The organism is Oceanobacillus sp. FSL K6-0118 (assembly GCF_038006665.1).
Lineage (GTDB): Bacteria > Bacillota > Bacilli > Bacillales > Amphibacillaceae > Oceanobacillus > Oceanobacillus caeni.
The window spans coordinates 2,827,674-2,847,741 of the sequence record NZ_JBBOVR010000001.1; the positions used below are offsets into that span (position 1 = coordinate 2,827,674).

Below are 20,068 nucleotides of genomic sequence, written 5' to 3' on the forward strand. Positions count from 1 at the left end.
CAATAAAACGTTACGCATTTAGCCGACCACGGTCCTTTTTGAACTCGCATTTTATCCCAATTATTTGTCGATGATCGAAAATAATAGCTTTGCAATTTTTTCTTTATCATGTCTTACGGTCTTATTTGAATGATTAATAATATCTCCTTCAATAATCTCCAATCCCATATCGACCAATTTTTCAATATCGTATACAACTGGTTCAGCATTTTCTTCTGCATAAATCGCACGAATCGATTGTTCGATAGGTTCGTTATGTACAACAATAGAGTCAACACATCCAGTACCAATATGATTCTGAATTGCTTGAATATGATCAGATGCGGTAAAACCAGTAGTTTCCCCAGGTTGCGTCATAACGTTACAAATATAAACAACTTTCCCTTGCGTTTCCCTTAATGCAACATCAATTTGCGGGATAATTAAATTGGGCATGATGCTTGTAAATAAACTACCTGGAGAAATAATGACTAAATCAGCATTCTCGATTGCACGTACAGCATTAGGAAGTGGCTTAATCGGGTTTGGCTCCAAAAATACACGTTCAATTTTTTTATTTGCTTTAGGTATATTGGACTCTCCACAAACATATGTCCCATCCGTGAACTTAGCATGTAAAGTCATATTTTGGTTAGAAATCGGGAAAATATCTCCCTTTACATTGAGTACTCTTGAAATTTCTTGTATTCCATCATAAAAATCACCAGTAATGGAGGTCATTGCGGCTAAGAGTAAATTTCCTAGTGAATGACCTGATAAACCATTACCATCAGAAAAACGATGTTGAAAAAGATCAAGTAACATAGGTTCCGCATCAGACAACGCTGCAATTACATTTCTTATATCACCTGGGGCAGGGATTGCCATTTCGCTTCGAATTCTTCCTGTACTACCACCGTCATCAGCAACGGTAACTAGTGCTGTGAGATCAATTGGCAAATTTTTTAAACCTCTAAGAAGAACCGGCATACCAGTTCCGCCCCCAATGACAACTACACGTGGTTGCTCTTTCTTCATCATGTTAGGAGTTTCCCTTTCTTTTATCAATATCGCGATGACTTACATGTGTTATATAGCTAGAGGATAGTTCTTTACCGAAGTATTCCGCTAATGCTACGGAACGATGTTGTCCGCCTGTACAACCGATACCTATGACTAATTGTGTTTTTCCTTCTTTTTTATATTGAGGGAGCATAAACCGTAATAGATCTAAAACTTTTTCAATAAATGTTTGTGTCTCAGACCACTTAAATACGTAGGAAGAAACCTCTTGATTCAAACCTGTTAACGGTCGTAAATTACCTACATAATGAGGATTTGGTAAAAACCTCACGTCGAATACAAGATCCGCATCAATTGGTATTCCATGTTTAAATCCAAAAGAAACCATATGCACAGAGAAAATTTCTTGTTCCTCTTCGGAATATATATTAATAATCTTCTCTCTTAATTCTCTCGGTTTTAAATTTGTTGTATCAATAATTCGTTGAGCTCTACCACGCAGAAGATCTAGAATTTCTCGCTCTTGTCTGATACCATTAAGCGGTAAACTACCAGGATCTAGTGGGTGGGAACGTCTTGTTTCTTTGTATCGACTAACTAATTTTTCATCTTTCGCATCAAGAAATAGAATATGTTCATCTAACCATTCTTCTTTCCCTAAAGATTCCAACGCATCAAATAAGGAGTCAAAAAATTCCCGACCCCTTAAATCCATGACAACTGCAACTTTTTGTATCGTATTAGCGGAATCCTTCATTAATTCTAGAAATTTTGGTAATAAAGTAGGGGGTAAATTATCTACACAGTAATATCCTAGATCTTCAAAACTTTGTACAGCTACTGTTTTACCAGCACCTGACATTCCAGTAATAATGACTAATTTTGTTTCTGTATTTTTATCGCTCATCCTGTATGTCCCCTTTAAAATACCTTAATGGAAGGATTTTTATCATTACGCTAGTTTCATTAATATATTTTATCTTCCTTACATATTATACTATGAATAACACTAAACTTCCATGACAGTAGAGTTTTTGTTTTTTCCTAGTTTTAACAATAATAATCATTTGATGTAGAAAATTGTAATAAGTCTTTTTAGAACAAAAAAATGCACAGGTTTCAAACCTGTGCCAAGTAACTAATCTATTTATAAAAGGGGGTCAATTAGTTATTTTAATTGTACCCCATATTTATTTCACCTGTGTTACAGCAGGATTAAAACTTCGTAAAAATCACAATACCTTATGAATTAGAGACTTTGGATCTTTCTTGCCATTCTTCGACATATTTGATAGCTGATTCTGCAGCAATACTTCCATCGCCGGTAGCTGTCACAATTTGTCTAAGTTGTTTTTCTCGAATATCACCAGCTGCAAAAATTCCCGGTACATTCGTTTCCATATTTTCATTTGTTGGGATATAACCTTCATTATTTGTAATTCCAAGTGATTCGAATGGTGTACTTAATGGCACCATACCGATGTAAATAAATGCTCCATCAGCAGGAAATTCTGTTACTTCACCCGTTTTTGTGTTTTCTAAAGTAATACTGCTCACTTTACCTTCAGGACCGTTAATTTTCTTCACAACGGTATCCCATATGAAATCAATCTTCTCATTATCAAATGCACGATCTTGAAGAATTTTTTGTGCTCTTAGTTCCGAACGACGGTGAATGATGGTAACCTTATTTGCAAAACGTGTCAAATAAACACCTTCTTCAACGGCTGAATCACCACCACCAACGACGACTAGTTCTTTTTCTTTAAAAAATGCACCATCACAAACCGCACAATAAGAAACGCCACGGCCGGCTAGTTCATCTTCACCTTCGACACCGAGTTTTTTATACTCTGCACCTGTTGCAATGATTAATGCTTTTGTCTTATATTCCTTATCGCCAGCTTTGATCGTTTTATAGTCGCCTTCATCTATAATCTCTTTAATATCTCCATAAGCATATTCTGCACCAAACTTTTTAGAGTGATCAAACATTTTGTTAGATAAATCTGGTCCTAAAATATGATCATATCCTGGATAATTTTCGACATCTTCCGTATTAGCCATTTGTCCACCAGGAATTCCCCGCTCGATCATAAGCGTTGATAAGTTTGCACGTGAAGCATATACAGCAGCGGTCATACCAGCAGGACCTGCACCCGCAATAATTACATCATAGATTCGTTCATCGGACATTTTCTTCGCCCCTTTAATCCTATTTATTTAAAGCATGTTCAAAAAAGTCCTTCTTTTGAACTTGCACTTTCAGTCATCTCTAGCTTATTAAAATAAACGCAGTACGTCTATTATTCTGCTCATTGGCTTTTCGGACTTATTTAACAATTCCAAGGCCCTTTTTCCTTAGATAAATGTGGATGTAAGTGACACCCTTCTTTCCATAACTCTATGGATTTAGATGGCTCTCCTAGGTGATAAGCAGTAGTACTGTACCAGCGATAATAAGAGGAGTGATTTTTCACTTTTCCTTTTGCAATTGAGCGAAATCGAAGGTATGCTTCCTCAAAATTTGCAGTACGAGCTAACGTAACCGCTATTTTTAGCTTTTGCTGTTCATGTATTGGGTATACATTACTTATAGCTTGAATAAATGGATCACTTTTTTCGTTTTGACCTAATTCATAATAAAAGATTGCTAAATTCGTTAGGCTATATAATGAAGTTGGGTCTTCTTCAAATAGTTCTAATTCCTTCTGTAAAGCCTCTTCCCTTCGACCTGAAAAGAATAACGCTCGCGCGTAGTCATGTTTTGGAATTTCATGATTCGGAAATAGTTCAACCATTTTTTCTATAACCGGTAATGCCTTATCCCATTCCATCTTTTCCATATAAAAAAAGGCAGTTTCTTGATAAATAAGAAGCTCATCCTCATCTTCTAAATCAAATTCATCCAATTCTTCGTCATCAATTTCAATCAACTCTAATAACTGTTTGGCATCATCACTAAAATCGCCATTTGGTTCTTTATCAAGATATGAAGTTGCATATTTTTTCGCGTCATTTAATAGTCCTAAATGCGCATAATTATTAGCAATTAAATAATAACAATCAATATAATCACTTGATTGTAATACGTTTGTTAATAATTGATTGGCTGCATGATACGCACCAATTTCAGTATATATAATAGACATCTGACATTGATATAATGGTTCATTTGGCTTTTGTTCGACAGCCTTTTTCATCCATTTTAATGCAATATCAAATTTCCGATTACGGAATGCCTCAACACCTTTTGTAAAATAAAAATCACCATCTGGAATATAAGGGACGATATTATTTACTTTATTCTTTTCTTTATTTGTTACATGTGACATGTGTATCCCCCTATTTTTCGAACATACGAAAAAAGTATACCATATATAATCTTCTAAATATATACCTAGTTCTTGGATAATCATTTAAGCCTTTTCGAATACTTGGTGTTACAAATCTAAAAGGACAGCCATAACGGCTGCCCTTTTAGATTTGGATTTAGGTAAAGAGACATTATTCCTTTATTGGGTGTACAGCTTCATAAAGTAATTGATCTAATTCTTTGGTGTACACTTCCTTTTGTTCCTTACTCCATTTTAGAACTTTTTCCATATAATTGATGACAGTTTCTTTATGTTGATGCACCCAATTTATATCAAAGAACAATGCACCTGTTCTCCGGATGAAAAAGTCAATAGGTTTATAAACTAATTCATGTTCAATTCCATAAACAAGCATTGCGAACACGTCAGGGTCGATATTTTCCTCCTTAGCTTCCTCAGAGCGGTTTTGATATACATCAAAAACTAAATCTACATTTGTACCATATTTTTGAACAAGTTTTAATGCAGTTTCCTTATCTAAACCTAAGTTTATTCCTTCTCTAACTTTTTGCTCTTTAAAACGGTCGAACCCTTTAGAACCACCTATGTCTCCACCAGATATCGGTATTTTTTCTGTATCAGATTCAGGATAAAGTATTCCTTCTTCTTCCTTTAATTGTTTTACGACTGTGTCGACAGCTTGTTCCGCCATTTTCCGATATCCGGTTAATTTTCCGCCTGCCATGGATATAAGTCCAGAATCTGAGATAAAGATTTCATCTTTCCTAGAGATTTCACTCGGACTATTACCTTTACCTTCTTCCGCAATTAACGGCCGTAATCCAGCCCAACTTGATTCAATATCATTTGGTCCTATATTCAGTGATGGGAACATATAGTTTATTGCCTCAAGTAAATAATCTCTGTCCTTGTCTGTTATTTGTGGATGTGCAATATCACCCTGATAGGTTGTATCCGTTGTTCCGACATATGTTTTATTTTCACGCGGTATTGCAAAAACCATCCGACCATCAGGAGTGTCAAAATATATCGCCTGTTTAAGTGGAAAAACTTCTTTTGGTATTACTAAATGAACACCTTTTGTTAAATGTAATGCTTTTCCTTTTTTAGATCCATCCATTTCTCTTAAATTATCTACCCATGGTCCACCTGCATTAATTACCTTTTTCGCAAATACCTCATGTTTTTCACCAGTAATTTGGTCTTCCACAACTACACCAATTATTTTTTTAGATCCATCGTAAAGTAATTCCACTACTTTTGCATAATTTATTGCATGGACACCTTTTTCAACGGCTTTTTTCATTACTTCAATGGTTAATCGGGCATCATCTGTCTTATATTCCACATAATACCCTGCACCTTTTAGGCCTTGGTCTTTTACTAGTGGTTCTTTTTTCAACGCCTCATCCGCGCTTAACATTTTTCGACGTTCTTGTTTTTTTACGCCAGCAAGAAAGTCATAAACCCGAAGTCCAATATTTGTTGTAAACGGACCAAATGTGCCACCTTTATGAAATGGGAGCATCATCCATTCTGGTGTTGTTACATGTGGCCCATTTTCATAAACAATCGCTCTTTCTTTCCCAACTTCGGCTACAATTTTTATTTCAAATTGTTTTAAATAACGAAGACCACCATGAACAAGTTTCGTGGAACGACTTGAAGTACCTGCAGCGAAATCTTGCATCTCAACTAGTCCCGTTTTTAATCCTCTTGTTACAGCATCCAATGAAATTCCTGCTCCAGTAATCCCACCACCAATTACTAAAAGATCTAATTTTTCTTTTTCTAGATTATGAAATATATCTTCACGTTTATAGCTTGAAAAGTTATTCATTGTCTACACTCCTTATAGGTAGTATTACCAATTTTGAAAAACTCTACCCAAAAAAAGAACCACAAACAGACTAATGCCATTGCATTAGTTGCTTGCGGTTCTCCATCTCTCCGAGCAGATTATTAACTTACCATTAGTATAGCACCATTTGATATAACATTCAACAGCAATTTCTCTTATATTTGGTACTTAAAAGTCTTTACTACACCTATATACTTCTAAATTACTTAAATACTCTAGTTGCTTCCACTGCTTTCTTCCATCCGGAATACAATTTATTCCTATCTTCTTCATTCATTTGATTTGTAAAAGTACGTTCATTTTTCCATTGTTTAGCAATCTCATCTTTATCTTCCCAAAATCCTATAGCTAAACCAGCTAAATATGCTGCTCCTAGACCGGTGGTTTCTTGTATAGCTGGTCGTTCAACCGGAACACCTAGAATATCACTTTGAAACTGCATCAAGAAATCATTTGCAACAGCACCACCATCAACACGTAGCGTTTTTAGATCCATGCCTGATTCAGAAATCATAACATTTAGGACATCTTTTGATTGATACGCTAGAGATTCCAACGTAGCACGGATGAAATGCTCCTTTGTTGTTCCACGAGTTAAGCCAAATACGGCCCCCCTTGCATTACTATCCCAGTATGGAGTACCTAGTCCAACAAATGCCGGAACCATGTATACTCCGTCCGTAGATTCAACACTCTTTGCATATGCTTCACTTTGTGGGCTAGATTTAATCATTCTCAACCCATCCCGTAGCCATTGTATAGCGGAACCAGCAACAAAAATACTTCCTTCTAATGCGTATTCTATCTTCCCATCAATTCCCCAAGCTAATGTTGTTAATAGCCCCTTTTCGGATACAACGGCTTTTTCACCTGTATTCATTAGCATAAAGCAACCTGTTCCATACGTATTTTTAGCCATTCCCTTTTCAAAGCACGCTTGGCCAAATAATGCTGCTTGTTGGTCACCGGCAATTCCTGCTATTGGAACCTTCTGGCCAAAGAAATGATAATCCACGGTTTTAGCATAGATTTCTGAAGACTGATGTACTTCTGGCAGCATACTTTTTGGAACCGTTAAAATATCTAATAATTCCTCATCCCATTTTAAATCATAAATATTATACATTAATGTTCTGGAAGCATTAGAGTAATCAGTTACATGCACCTTTCCACCAGAAAGTTTGTATATAAGCCAAGTGTCAATTGTACCAAACATTAACTCATTATTTTCGGCCTTCTCTCTAGCTCCATCCACATGATCAAGTATCCATTTTACTTTTGTGCCTGAAAAATATGGATCGATTAATAACCCAGTTTTTTTCCGAATGATATCTTGATAGCCTTGATCAGCTAGCTCTTTACAAATATCTTCTGTTTGTCGCGATTGCCAAACGATTGCATGATAAATTGGTTTACCTGTATTCTTATCCCATACTACTGCAGTTTCTCTTTGGTTCGTAATTCCAATCCCAGCAACTTGTGAAGCTGACACATCTGCTTTTCGTAATACGTCAGAAATACATGCTAAAATACTTGTCCAAATCTCATTGGCATCATGTTCAACCCAACCAGGGTGCGGAAAAAATTGTTCAAACTCTTTTTGTGCTGTCTGAACTATTTCTCCATTATGATTAAATAATATTGCACGTGAACTTGTTGTACCTTGATCTAAAGATAAAATAAACTTCTCACTCATTTGCTACACTCCTAACTAATTGTTTTTAGCTGATATTATTTCTTTCTTTTTCAATTCAATATTTGCAGCGACAATTACTATTAAGGCTACAAAAACACTTAATACCCAGAACATCACGGAAAAATTCCCTAGAAATATCGCATTATAAAATAGGGCGCCATAAACACCACCAATTATTGGACCAAAGACAGGAACCCAAGCATACCCCCAGTCCGATTTACCTTTCCCTGGTATCGGTAGAATTGCATGAGCAATTCTCGGTCCTAGGTCACGAGCCGGGTTAATTGCGTATCCCGTTGTACCACCTAATGACATTCCAATTGCTACAATTAAAGCACCAACAATAATCGGATTTAATCCTTCTGTAATTTCATTTGCACCAATAAACATCAGTCCCATCATTAAGACAAATGTACCAATTATCTCACTAACCAAATTGGATAGAGGGCTTCGTATTGCTGGATCTGTTGCGAACACTCCTAATTTCGCTCCTTTATCCTTTGTTGCCTTCCAATGTGGCAAATAGTTTAGAAAAACAATAACCGCTCCAATAAATGCACCAATCATTTGTGCTGTAATATAAAGTGGGACCTTTGCCCACGGGAATTCACCAGCTGCTGCAAACCCTAATGTTACAGCAGGATTGATATGGGCACCAGTAAATTTACCTACTGCATAAACCCCCATTGTCACAGCAAGACCCCAGCCAATGGTAACCACTACCCAACCAGAATTCTCGGCTTTCGTCTTTTTTAATACTACACCACCTACGACACCTCCACCGAAAATAATAACGATCATAGTTCCTATAAGTTCAGCCAGAAATTCTGACATTTCTACCATACCTCCGTTTCTTAGATGTATCTATAAGCAAGTTATGTTATTTTGAAAAACTTTATTCACTCGTCCTTTAACGAATCCATAATGTTTTTCCTACAGAGAAATATAAAGATTGAACTTATTAATCCTTTTGTTTTACTTGAAACGTTAAAATGTTAGCGTCGCTTGCTAAATTTCCCTAACGTGAAATAAAAAGAGCCCACACTAATTATTCATACCCTTTTTTTATAAAAGTACGATAAACGTGTGGGACTCCATTTCTCCGTCACAACATTAACTTATGTTTAGATGTTACTACACACTGAAAACGTTGTCAATGATAAAATATTATTTCTTATTATGATAAATGCCATAAATTCTTTCTTGAAGTTGAAACAGCAATTGCTCCTGCATCATACGCTGCCTTTACGTCATTTGAGCTTGTTACTAACCCTCCCGCTATGATAGGAAGATTTGTTTTATCATAAATTTGTTTAATGATGCTTGGCATGATACCTGGAAGCACCTCAACACAATCGGGTTTAATACGATTAATCAATTTCAAATTATTTTCAAGTGCGATACTATCTAACAAAAACATACGTTGAATCGCTAATAATTGGTGTTTTTTTGCTAACGTAACCACATTTCCTCTGGTAGATAAAATACCATCTGGTTTCATTTCATGTACCAAAAATTCCATTCCATAGTCATCTGACTTTAGGCCATGGATTAAATCAAAATGAACAAGCACATTTTTATTTGCCTTTTTCGCATAATGTATCATACTCTTCAATTGACTAATTCTAGTTTCTAAAAAAACAACTGTGTCAAATGGTGTCTCAAGGGCTAATTCAAATTCTTTCATTTTTCTTACTGCTGGTATAATACCAGTAGGAATTTCCAACCTTTTCACCTACTCTTCTCTTAAGCTAACTTTTCTTTTTTCCATTTCCTCTTTTGTATAAATAATTTTCATTGGGTTCCCTCCAACGAATGCACCTTCAGGGACATCTTTATGAACAACTGATCCTGCAGAGACAATGGCACGGTCGCCGATGGTCACTCCAGGAAGAATGGTAGAATTTGCTCCGATCATAACTTCATCACCAATGATGACCTCTCCCACACGATATTCATCAATTAAATATTCATGCGCTAAAATAGTTGAGTTATATCCGATAATACTATTTTTACCGACCGTGATTTTTTCGGGATACATAATGTCTGGGACAACCATAAAGGCAAAGGCTGTTTTATCGCCAATTTTCATATGCAACAACATGCGGTACATCCAGTTCTTTAAACGCATAAACGGGGTATATCTTCCAATAATGATAACAACCGTATTTTTAAATACTTTAAAGAAAGAAATCGTTTGATATATTTGCCATAAGGAATTTGAATTCTGTACTGGGTATCGCTTCGTTTTACGCATTTATTCGACTCCTACGATTTTTAATAAATCACGCATATCTTCTAACATATAAGTTGGATTATACTTCATTAACCGCTCTTTTCCTTTAAAGGACCATGCCACTCCTGCTGTTTTCACTCCCGCATTTTTACCTGCTTCAATATCGTGAGAATTATCTCCAACCATTAATGTCGTTGTTGAATCTGCATCTAATTGTTTCATCGCCTTCATCACAGGTTCAGGATGTGGTTTGGAATGTGAAACATCATCAAGTGTCACGATTGTATCGAAATAATCTTCTATACCTACTATACTAAGTCCGCGATGGACACTATCGTTCATTTTCGTTGTCACAATCCCTAGCTGGAAGCCTTTTTCTTTAAGTATATCTAATACTTCTACTACATTCGGAAAAGCCTTTACATAATGATCGTGTTCCCTTAAGTTATGTTCTCGATAAACATCGATCATTTCTTCCACACGGTCTTTATCAATGTTTGAAAAAGTTTCCCTTAATGGTGGTCCATTAAACTCTATAATTTCCTCTCTTGTATAAGGTAAATTATAATGTTTAAACGTATGGGTAAAAGAAGCAATGATTAGTTCATTTGTATCAATTAATGTTCCGTCTAAATCAAATAGTATGGTATGTATGCTCATTTTCTCTTTCCTTTCTAGAATGTTTATTCATAACTAAAGCAACACACATAGTTAAAAGGATTGCTGTAGTCAATCGAATTACTAACAGTGGCCAGACCGGGATTCCTAATGGGATAAAAACCAACGTATCTTCAACTACTGCATGACATGAAACAAGAAATATAATCGCTAAGTACATATCTTTCTTAGATACCCCATCCTCTTTCACCGCCTGAATCATTAAACCTGCTCCATATGCTAAGCCTATTGTAAGCCCTGCTACCATCGTCATTGATGTATTCTTGTTCATTCCAAGCACTTTCATGAAAGGAGCAAAAGCGTTGGATAATTTATTTAACCACCCTTTTTCACGTAATATCTGCGTGAAAATCATTAATGGTATCACGATTGCAGCTAATTGAATAATCGCCAAAATTGAAGTTTGTATACCATGGAAGATGATTTCGCCCCATCCATTAGGTTCCTCTGTTGCCGCTATAAACCCATATTGTGCAGCTTGTGATCCACCACTCCAAAACAAGTTGATAATAACCGCAGAAAGTACCGCTAACCCAAGACGGATACTGACAATAATCCACCATTTAATTCCAACTTTAGTAGCTACAGCAGATTCAATGAGTAAATTATGAGAGAACGAAAGCATCATAGCCATAATAAATACTTCTTTTACAGTAAAATCAAACGAAATAATTGCCCCAATTCCTGCGTACAAATTTAAAAAGTTCCCAAGCACTAAAGGAACTGCTGCCTCTCCTGATAAACCTATAAGGCCCATCACCGGCTCTAATATATTGATTAGCCATGGGAGTAAAGGAGTAAACTGTAAAATGGTAACAATTAATGTAACTGGAAAGATTACCTTCCCTAATGTCCATCCGGTTATTAATCCTTGTATAAAACCGCGTTTTAAAATACCTGTCATACGCAATCTCCTTTACGTTAATGTTAATCCATTTATTTTTTCTTCCTTAAAAGATTTGTATGAAGTGCAATTAAGGCATTCGCCTAAAAGCTTGACGAATGCCAAGTACTCTAACCTTTTTTCTTTTTATTATTGGGAATATCATTGTATCTGATAGTTGTCGTTTTTCGTCGGTAAATGATCAATAGAATTGCTGTAACAATAGCAATGACAGAAACTATTTGGGCTGTTCTCCATTCACCAATAACATATAAACTATCCGTTCTCATACCCTCGATAAAATAGCGTCCAATCGAATAGCCAATGACATACGTTAAGAATACTTCCCCACGTAATGGATTGTATCTTCTTAATATAATAAGTAAAACAAAGATTAAAATGTTCCACAATGATTCATACAAAAATGTTGGATGGTAGGTAACCCCATTAATTGTCATTTGATTTATAATAAAATCCGGGACAATATCATAAATAATGGACCCATCAGGGAGTGGGCCACCATGAGCTTCTTGGTTCATAAAATTTCCCCAACGTCCAATTGCCTGAGCGAGAATCAAACTTGGAGCTACGATATCAGCCAATTGCCAAAAAGGTATCTTCCTAGCACGCGAAAAGACGATTGCAGTTAATACTCCCCCAATAATAGCACCATGAATAGCTATACCGCCTTCCCAAATTGCAAACACTTTCCAGAATGGACCATTCGCGTAACGTTCACTCCATTCAAACGTAACATAATAAATTCTTGCACAAATAATCGCTATAGGTACCGCATAAACAATGAAGTCGATTAGCAGTTCTTTATTTAGACCAAGGCGATCCGCTTCTTTCATAGCTAGCCATAGTCCCAATCCAGCACCTACTGCAATGATTACCCCATACCAATAAATGGTTAACGGGCCAATTTCTATAAATACTCTATTTAATGGTGCAGTTAAGATCATTTTTAAACCTCACTTATTCTGAAATATCTTTTTCAAGTTCAATCATTTGGGTTAATCGATCTGAAAATTCTTCTGCAGCATTTACACCCATATTTTTCAATCGGAAATTCATTGCTGCGACTTCGATAATTACAGCAAGATTTCGGCCTGGACGTACTGGTATCGTTACCTTAGGTAAATCTACGTCCATAATTCTCATTTTATCCTCATCTAAACCGAGTCTGTCGTACTGTTTCTTTTCATCCCAAATTTCCAAATTGACGGCTAAAGCAATCTTTTTATAATTACGGACTGCCCCAGCTCCAAATAAGGTCATGACATTTATAATTCCCAATCCACGTATTTCAAGCATATGTTCAATTAATGGTGGAGAAGTTCCAACTAAGGTGTCATAATCTTCCTGTCTAATTTCCACACTATCATCTGCAACTAAACGGTGCCCCCTCTTAACCAATTCAAGTGCAGTTTCACTTTTTCCAACACCGCTTTGTCCAGTAATGAGTACACCTACCCCATAAATATCAACTAAAACACCGTGTACGGCTGTAAATGGTGCAAATTTTGCTTCCAAATAGTTTGTTAACCGACTAGTGACCCTAGTCGTTTTTCTAGGAGAAAGTAAAATAGGTACTCCAGCATGATCTGCAGCTTTGATTAACTCCTCTGGAACTTTCATACCACGGGAAATGACAATACATGGTGTAATGTCTGTACATAATTTTTCTGCTCGGTCTTTTCTTTGTTCAGGTGACAATTCAAGAAAATATGTCATTTCTGTCTTTCCAATAAGCTGTAAACGCTCTTTAGGATAATATTTAAAATAGCCAGTCATTTCGATTCCTGGACGAGATATATCGCTTGTAATAATTTCTCTATGTATACCATCTTTCCCTGCAACTAGAGTTAGATTAAAATTATCCAGTAGATCTTTTGTGCGTACTATTGCACCCATTCAGGTAGCCTCCTTCAATAATAACTGCTAATATTATAGCATAAAAAAATATAGGCAATACACCTACTAGATTTTTTTGATTAAAACTAGCACACGCGATTGGGCTAGGCGATTACCTTAGTTGCGCTTTACAAATCTTTACGGTGGGACGGTTAATTGGATCCCAGGACAAGAAGTTCATTATAACTTCTTGCTAAAAAAAGAAACCTAACATAAGTAGGTTCCTTTATTCTTAAAACTTCCATATATAAAATCTTTCTATTCCCATGTTCTGTTTTGCAATTTCTTTCAAATCAATATTGGCACTTGCTTCGTCTCTTCGTTGCCCTAAAACACCTTGTGCTTGAGAAGCATGTGCGAATATTGCATCGATTTTCTTATCAAAAATAGCCGTTATATCATTTTCGATTTCAGGCTTTCCTAGTACCTCTTCATAATCATTGGATATAGCTTGAGCCCAAACGGTTGGTCGATCTTCAGGATTCATTAGGCGAACAGCTTCAATGGCAGCTGCACCTAATGCATTATGATCCGGGTGAACTGCATAGTCTGGATAATGCGTGATAACTAGACTAGGCTTAATTTTATCTAAATATGACTTTAAATCTAATGCAATTTGGTTTCGGTCTTCGAATTCAATTGTTTTATCGCGGTAACCTAACATTTCTAAATTCATATCCAGAACTTCACATGCATCTATTAGTTCTTTTTTTCTAATTTCAGGTAATGTCTCGCGGTTTGCAAATATAGGAGATCCCATATTTCTTCCCATTTCTCCAAGTGTTCCACATAAGTACGTAACAGGCACACCTTCTTCCCGAAATTTTGCAATGGTCCCCGCAGCTCCAAATGATTCATCATCTGGATGTGGGTAAATAACAACAACGTGTTTTTCCATAGTTAACGTTCCTTCCTTCACTTAATAGCTAAATGGTGTTTCACTTATCTGTAGGGAAACCATTAAACGTCCTTCTCTATCATGACCGGCCATTAATAGTTTAGAATCTTCATGAATGGTCCAATCCGTTAGACCTTCCGCATAAATCCATCCCATTTCCATTTTAAGACCGACACGATATGACTTTCCATCTCCTACAATTTTCGCTTGGTTAAAGGAAACTTTCGCATTTCGTATATATGCACCAACATTATATGCTTTTTTATTAATATGGCTCGCGTATGCACCATTTGTTGTTTCCAAATGGACATATACTTCTTTATTTTTAAATCCATCTATTATTTTTTGAACTTTTTCCAATTCAATTGGTTTCATTTTTGTTCCTCCAATTCTTCCTCTATTAACTGTAACGGAAGAACAAAATACAGTCAAAAATTTGGTTTGTTTAAAATAGATTGTAGCCCGAAATACACTCCTCGTTCTTAAGGATAATATATTCGGGCTGCTTGGTGTTTCCACTTTTATTTCGTACTAATTTTCTCTTTTTCGGTAATTAGTTCTTCCATACGTTTTTGGTCTCTTTCTAGTACTGTTTTAAGGTACTGACCAGTATAGGAAATATCAGATGCCTCCGCAATTTCCTCTGGTGTTCCAGTTGCAATAATTTGCCCACCACGATCTCCACCTTCAGGGCCTAAGTCAATAATATGATCGGCACATTTAATAACATCTAGATTGTGTTCAATAATTAAGATGGAATCCCCGTTTTCTACGATACGTTGTAAAACAGATAGAAGTCGCTTAATATCATCAACATGTAAACCTGTTGTAGGTTCATCTAAAATATAGAAAGTTTTACCTGTTGATCGTTTATGGAGCTCACTCGCTAACTTCACACGTTGGGCTTCTCCGCCAGATAACGTAGTTGCAGGTTGTCCTAATTGAACATACCCCAATCCAACATCAACTAATGTTTGGAGTTTTCGTTTGATTTTAGGGATAGGAGCAAAAAATTCTAATGCTTCTTCAATTCGCATATCCAAAACGTCTGAAATACTTTTTCCTTTATATTGTACTTCTAATGTTTCACGATTGTATCGTTTTCCATGACAAACCTCACAAGGAACGTAAACATCTGGTAAGAAGTGCATCTCAATTTTAATAATTCCGTCTCCTCGACAAGCTTCACAACGCCCACCTTTAACATTAAAACTGAATCGGCCTTTTTTATAACCTCTTACTTTTGCTTCATTCGTTTGTGCATACACATCACGAATATCGTCAAAAACCCCCGTATATGTTGCTGGGTTGGAACGTGGTGTTCTTCCTATCGGTGACTGGTCAATATTAATCACTTTATCAAGATTATCTAATCCCTTGATTTCCTTATGTTCCCCGGCTTTTATATTGGCTCTGTTCAATTCCTTCGCTAGCGATTTATAAATAATTTCATTTACTAATGTACTCTTACCTGAACCTGAAACTCCAGTAACTACGGTCATTAATCCGATCGGTATTTTTACAGATACATTTTTCAAATTATTCTCTGACGCACCAATAACTTCAAGTTTTCGTTTATCTCCTTTTCTCCTGCTCGCAGGAAGTGGGATAAACTTTTCTCCTGATAAATATTTACCAGTAAGTGAAATTTCGTGTTTCATTACGTTTTCCGGTGTATCACTTGCTATGACTTGACCACCATATTCCCCAGCTCCAGGGCCTATATCGATTAACCAATCCGCAGCAAGCATGGTATCTTCATCATGCTCCACTACGATTAACGTATTATCTAAATCACGCATCTGTTTTAACGTACTTATAAGACGGTCGTTGTCTCTTTGATGTAATCCAATAGATGGTTCGTCTAGCACATATAACACTCCGGTTAATGCGGATCCAATTTGAGTAGCTAATCGAATACGTTGTGCTTCTCCACCAGATAAAGTACCTGCAGCACGAGACATTGTTAAATAATCCAATCCTACATTGACAAGGAACGATAAACGATTATTAATTTCTTTTAAAATCATTTTTGCAATTTGTTTTTCTTTCTCCGTGAAATCTACTTTCTTAAAGAATTCCATTGCTTCCATGATAGAATAATCGGTTATATTGCTAATATGTAACCCATTAATTAATACCGCTAATGCTTCTTGTTTCAATCGGTGTCCTTTACATTTAGGACATTTTTTTTCCGTCATATATTTCTGTAGTGTATCCCTTGTAAAGTCAGAGCTTGTTTCTTTGTAACGTCTCGCAATGTTGTTCATAACACCTTCAAAGTAAATATCGGTATCCCTAATGTTTCCAAATTCACCTTCATAGTAGAAATGAATTTTTTCATTTCCACTTCCATATAAGACTTTATCCATTTGTTCCTTTGGCAAATCTTTCACTGGGGTATCCATGTCAATGTTATAATGCTTGCAAACACTTTTTAGTAATTGTGGATAGTATTGTGAACTAATAGGTTCCCAAGCAACAATCGCATTTTCATTTAGTGTTTTATTCCAATCAGGGATTACTAAATCGATGTCTACTTCTAGTTTTGTACCAAGTCCATCACAAGCAGCACACGCACCAAAAGGGCTATTGAATGAAAATAAACGTGGTTCTAATTCTCCAATGGAAAAACCACAAATAGGGCAGGCATGATTTTCACTAAAAGTTAATTCTTCTTCTCCAATCACATCGACAATGATTTTTCCTTCACCCAATTTCAATGCTGTTTCAATGGAATCACTCAATCTTCCTTCTATACCCGGTTTTACAACTACACGATCAATAACCACTTCAATCGAATGCTTTTTGTTTTTTTCCAGTGCTATGTCTTCTGTTACTTCACGCATTTCTTTGTCTACACGAATTCGGACATAGCCTTCTTTTTTCAACTTCTCTAGAACTTTTTTATGTTCACCTTTTTTTCCAGAAATAACTGGAGCAAGTATCTGCATTTTGGTTCGCTCTGGATACTCTATGATTCGATCAACCATTTGTTGAACAGTTTGTGATGCTATTTCGATTCCGTGCTTTGGGCATGTTGGGTGCCCCACTCTAGCAAATAAAAGACGTAAATAGTCATAAATCTCTGTAACTGTTCCAACCGTTGACCTTGGATTACGACTTGTAGTTTTTTGATCTATTGCAATTGCTGGGGATAAGCCTTCGATCGAATCGACATCTGGTTTTTCCATTTGACCTAAAAACTGTCTTGCATAGGCAGATAGGGATTCAACATATCGACGTTGACCTTCTGCATAGATTGTATCGAAAGCGAGCGAAGACTTTCCCGAACCAGATAATCCTGTAACCACTACAAGTTGATTTTTCGGGATATTAATATCAATGTTTTTTAAATTATTGGCCCTTGCTCCCTTTATTTGTATCGTTTTATTCGTAGACATATTTGAAATCACGCTCCCGCTTTCAGTTCAAAAATAATATCACGGAGTTCAGCAGCTTTTTCGAAATCAAGCGCTTTTGCTGCCTCTTTCATTTCCTTTTCCATTTGTTCAAGCACTTTTTCCTTTTCCTTCTTCGGTAACTTCTCTATTGCTTTAGACTTACTATCATATTTTTCAGTATCCTCTGCAGCCATTGTTGCACGGATCACATCACGTACTTCTTTCTTAATCGTTTTTGGTACGATGTTATGTTCCTCATTATATGCCATCTGTTTTTCCCGACGTCTTCCTGTTTCATCAATTGCTTTCTGCATCGAATCCGTTATTTTATCTGCATACATAATAACTTCTCCATTTGCATTACGTGCCGCCCGACCAATTGTTTGGATTAAAGATCGTTCAGAACGAAGGAATCCTTCTTTATCCGCATCTAAGATAGCAACTAACGAAACTTCTGGAATATCAAGTCCTTCACGAAGTAAGTTAATTCCAATAAGTACATCATATTTTCCTATTCGTAAATCACGTATGATCTCAATTCGCTCTAATGTCTTAATTTCTGAATGTAAGTAGGCAACCTTCATCCCGATTTCTTTCAAATAATCGGTTAAATCCTCAGACATCTTTTTCGTTAAAGTTGTTACAAGGACACGTTCATTTTTATCGATTCGTTGATTTATTTCTTTAATTAAATTATCAATTTGTCCTTCAATTGGACGTACTTCTATTTTCGGATCTAGTAATCCGGTCGGGCGAATTATTTGCTCCGTCATTTCTGGAGAATGTTCTAACTCATATGGCCCAGGTGTTGCAGAAACATAGACAAGTTGATGTGTTTTCTCTTCAAATTCCTCGAATTTTAAAGGACGGTTATCCAAAGCAGATGGTAAACGAAAACCGTGATCCACAAGTACTTGTTTTCTAGCTTGGTCCCCATTATACATTCCCCTTATTTGCGGCAACGTAACATGGGATTCATCAATAACAACTAGGAAATCCTCTGGAAAATAATCGAGCAACGTATATGGTGTCGCACCTGCTTCTCTTAAAGTCAAATGTCTAGAATAGTTTTCAATCCCTGAACAAAAACCCATTTCCCGCATCATTTCTAAATCATAATGGGTTCGTTGTTCTAGCCTCTGTGCTTCTAATAGTTTGTTGTCATCCCGTAATTCTTTCAATCTTTCTTCTAACTCTTTTTCGATATTAGCTATAGCCAATTTCATTTTTTCTTCTCTCGTAACGAAGTGGGAAGCAGGGAAAATAGCAATATGTTCTCTGTCACCAACTATTTCTCCTGTTAAAGCATCAACTTCTCTAATTCGGTCTATTTCATCCCCAAAGAACTCAACACGAATACAATGTTCCTCTCTAGATGCGGGAATAATTTCAACCGAATCCCCCCGAACTCGAAATGTTCCGCGCCCGAACTCAATATCATTTCTAGCGTATTGAATATCCACTAATTCTCGGAGCAATTGATCACGATCTTTTTCCATCCCCATACGAAGGGAAAGTACTTGACTACGATATTCTTCTGGTGAACCTAAACCATATATACAAGACACACTTGCTACTATTAATACATCATTTCTTTCAAAAAGAGAAGATGTGGCAGAGTGCCGTAATTTATCTATTTCATCATTAATACTTGCATCTTTTTCAATAAATGTATCTGTAGAAGGGACATATGCCTCAGGTTGATAATAATCATAATAGCTAACAAAATACTCCACTGCATTATTGGGGAAAAACTCCTTAAATTCACTATATAATTGCCCTGCAAGTGTTTTATTGTGAGCTATCACTAATGTTGGACGATTAATTTCTTTAATTACATTGGACATCGTAAATGTTTTACCAGTACCTGTTGCACCTAATAAAGTTTGGTGTAGTTGACCAGCCAACACTTTTTCCGTTATTTCTTTAATTGCATTTGGTTGGTCCCCTGCTGGTTTATACTTAGATACTAATTCAAACTTATTATTATCCAAAATGTCCGCCTCCGTTCTTCTTTCCCTATATTCTATCATATCTGCTTCATATTTTAACATAGCACGAACAAATATTCGATTCATAAGTATTAACGCTTTACTATTTTATCCATAATTTGCAGGGAAAATAAGGAGACAATGAGGGCAGAGGTACTTTACGG

17 protein-coding genes are annotated in these 20,068 nt (G+C 36.2%); all 17 read right to left on the reverse strand.

Going from position 1 to position 20,068, the window contains the following annotated elements; translation table 11 throughout:
* Positions 1-60 precede the first annotated feature (60 nt).
* The 17 genes from MHI02_RS14460 to uvrB all read right to left on the reverse strand — a co-directional run bounded on the left by MHI02_RS14460 (position 61) and on the right by uvrB (position 19,946).
* On the reverse strand, positions 61-1,020 hold the full coding sequence (locus tag MHI02_RS14460) for a gluconeogenesis factor YvcK family protein (RefSeq protein WP_047184721.1): 960 nt from the start codon (positions 1,018-1,020) through the stop codon (positions 61-63).
* Position 1,021: 1 nt separating this feature from the next.
* Positions 1,022-1,909 carry an RNase adapter RapZ gene (gene rapZ / locus MHI02_RS14465; RefSeq protein ID WP_047184722.1) on the reverse strand — a complete coding sequence of 296 codons (888 nt, stop codon included), beginning with the start codon at positions 1,907-1,909 and terminating at the stop codon, positions 1,022-1,024.
* Between the two features lie 335 nt (positions 1,910-2,244).
* Positions 2,245-3,198, reverse strand: coding sequence for a thioredoxin-disulfide reductase (trxB, locus tag MHI02_RS14470; protein ID WP_047184723.1), 954 nt, complete (start codon positions 3,196-3,198; stop codon positions 2,245-2,247).
* A gap of 140 nt (positions 3,199-3,338) precedes the next feature.
* On the reverse strand, positions 3,339-4,337 hold the full coding sequence (locus MHI02_RS14475) for a tetratricopeptide repeat protein (protein ID WP_047184724.1): 999 nt from the start codon (positions 4,335-4,337) through the stop codon (positions 3,339-3,341).
* Between the two features lie 172 nt (positions 4,338-4,509).
* On the reverse strand, positions 4,510-6,180 hold the full coding sequence (locus tag MHI02_RS14480) for a glycerol-3-phosphate dehydrogenase/oxidase (RefSeq protein ID WP_060668919.1): 1,671 nt from the start codon (positions 6,178-6,180) through the stop codon (positions 4,510-4,512).
* 223 nt (positions 6,181-6,403) lie between these two features.
* Positions 6,404-7,897 (reverse strand): glycerol kinase GlpK, encoded by a 1,494-nt coding sequence (gene glpK, locus MHI02_RS14485; protein WP_047184726.1) that lies wholly within the window; start codon positions 7,895-7,897, stop codon positions 6,404-6,406.
* Between the two features lie 15 nt (positions 7,898-7,912).
* On the reverse strand, positions 7,913-8,731 hold the full coding sequence (locus tag MHI02_RS14490; RefSeq protein ID WP_047184727.1) for an MIP/aquaporin family protein: 819 nt from the start codon (positions 8,729-8,731) through the stop codon (positions 7,913-7,915).
* A gap of 343 nt (positions 8,732-9,074) precedes the next feature.
* Complete coding sequence (locus tag MHI02_RS14495) at positions 9,075-9,623, reverse strand: glycerol-3-phosphate responsive antiterminator (protein WP_083452604.1); 549 nt, start codon at positions 9,621-9,623, stop codon at positions 9,075-9,077.
* Between the two features lie 9 nt (positions 9,624-9,632).
* Positions 9,633-10,154 (reverse strand): acyltransferase, encoded by a 522-nt coding sequence (locus tag MHI02_RS14500; RefSeq protein WP_047184728.1) that lies wholly within the window; start codon positions 10,152-10,154, stop codon positions 9,633-9,635.
* The gene (gene ppaX / locus MHI02_RS14505) at positions 10,155-10,793 is read right to left on the reverse strand and encodes a pyrophosphatase PpaX (protein ID WP_047184729.1); all 639 of its coding nucleotides are present in this window, start codon (positions 10,791-10,793) and stop codon (positions 10,155-10,157) included.
* Positions 10,768-11,715 carry a nucleoside recognition domain-containing protein gene (locus MHI02_RS14510; protein WP_047184730.1) on the reverse strand — a complete coding sequence of 316 codons (948 nt, stop codon included), beginning with the start codon at positions 11,713-11,715 and terminating at the stop codon, positions 10,768-10,770. Before MHI02_RS14510 ends, ppaX begins: the two co-directional genes overlap by 26 nt.
* 110 nt (positions 11,716-11,825) lie before the next feature.
* Complete coding sequence (gene lgt / locus MHI02_RS14515; protein ID WP_047184731.1) at positions 11,826-12,659, reverse strand: prolipoprotein diacylglyceryl transferase; 834 nt, start codon at positions 12,657-12,659, stop codon at positions 11,826-11,828.
* A 13-nt stretch (positions 12,660-12,672) separates the two neighbouring features.
* Positions 12,673-13,611 carry an HPr(Ser) kinase/phosphatase gene (hprK, locus tag MHI02_RS14520; protein WP_047184732.1) on the reverse strand — a complete coding sequence of 313 codons (939 nt, stop codon included), beginning with the start codon at positions 13,609-13,611 and terminating at the stop codon, positions 12,673-12,675.
* Positions 13,612-13,843: 232 nt separating this feature from the next.
* Complete coding sequence (bshB2, locus tag MHI02_RS14525) at positions 13,844-14,509, reverse strand: bacillithiol biosynthesis deacetylase BshB2 (protein ID WP_204797639.1); 666 nt, start codon at positions 14,507-14,509, stop codon at positions 13,844-13,846.
* Positions 14,510-14,530: 21 nt separating this feature from the next.
* Positions 14,531-14,884, reverse strand: a complete 354-nt coding sequence (locus tag MHI02_RS14530; RefSeq protein ID WP_047184734.1) for a YojF family protein — start codon at positions 14,882-14,884, stop codon at positions 14,531-14,533.
* 146 nt (positions 14,885-15,030) lie between these two features.
* Complete coding sequence (gene uvrA, locus MHI02_RS14535; RefSeq protein WP_047184735.1) at positions 15,031-17,913, reverse strand: excinuclease ABC subunit UvrA; 2,883 nt, start codon at positions 17,911-17,913, stop codon at positions 15,031-15,033.
* An 8-nt stretch (positions 17,914-17,921) separates the two neighbouring features.
* A complete protein-coding gene (gene uvrB / locus MHI02_RS14540; protein ID WP_341166116.1) occupies positions 17,922-19,946 on the reverse strand; it encodes an excinuclease ABC subunit UvrB in 2,025 nt (674 codons plus the stop codon).
* Positions 19,947-20,068 lie beyond the last annotated feature (122 nt).